Origin of the sequence: Heliobacterium mobile (genome assembly GCF_009720735.1) — a bacterium.
GTDB lineage: Bacteria > Bacillota > Desulfitobacteriia > Heliobacteriales > Heliobacteriaceae > Heliobacterium > Heliobacterium mobile.
This window is the reverse complement of sequence record NZ_WNKU01000118.1, coordinates 1-772: the sequence shown is the minus strand read 5'-3', so window position 1 is coordinate 772 and position 772 is coordinate 1. Positions and strand designations below refer to the sequence as shown.

Annotated in this window: 1 tRNA gene and 1 rRNA gene; both read right to left on the bottom strand. The window is 53.5% G+C overall.

Annotated features, from left to right (window positions below):
• Nucleotides 1-538, bottom strand: a 23S ribosomal RNA gene (locus GJ688_RS20060); the annotation flags it as partial.
• Nucleotides 539-695: 157 nt separating this feature from the next.
• Nucleotides 696-772: transfer RNA gene (locus tag GJ688_RS20055), tRNA-Ile, on the bottom strand.

Here is a 772-nt window from a genome sequence, read left to right as displayed (position 1 = left end):
TTTCACTCCCCTTCCGGGGTGCTTTTCACCTTTCCCTCACGGTACTGGTTCACTATCGGTCGCTGAGGAGTATTTAGCCTTGGAGGGTGGTCCCCCCGGATTCCCACGGGATTTCACGTGCCCCGCGGTACTTGGGATCCCTTCGGAATGGCTCGTCCTTTCGCCTACAGGGGTGTTACCTGCTGTGCCGGGCCTTTCCAGACCGCTTCGACTAGGATGATTCATTCGGGATGAAGGTCCCGCAACCCCGCCTCCGAAGAGACGGTTTAGGCTTTTCCCCGTTCGCTCGCCGCTACTGGGGGAATCTCAGTTGATTTCTTTTCCTCCGGGTACTTAGATGTTTCAGTTCCCCGGGTTGGCTTCACTGACCTATGGATTCAGTCAGCGATGTCCGGATATGACTCCGGACGGGTTGCCCCATTCGGGTATCCACGGGTCTATGCCTGCTTACGGCTCACCGTGGCTTTTCGCAGTTATCCGCGCCCTTCTTCGCCTCTCAGCGCCTAGGCATCCACCGTATGCCCTTACTAACTTGACCTTATTGTAATGATGGATTGCTTCGTTCTGTTTTGTTCCCTTGGTACTAGAAATACCAATGTACCAAAGCATCAATGCCACAATCATCATTGCTTGCGCTTTACATTTACCTCTGTGCAGTTTTCAAGGAACAAACTTCCGCTTACGCAGAAAGATGATGGTGGGCCTAGGTGGACTCGAACCACCGACCTTACGATTATCAGTCGTACGCTCTAGCCAGCTGAGCTATAGGCCC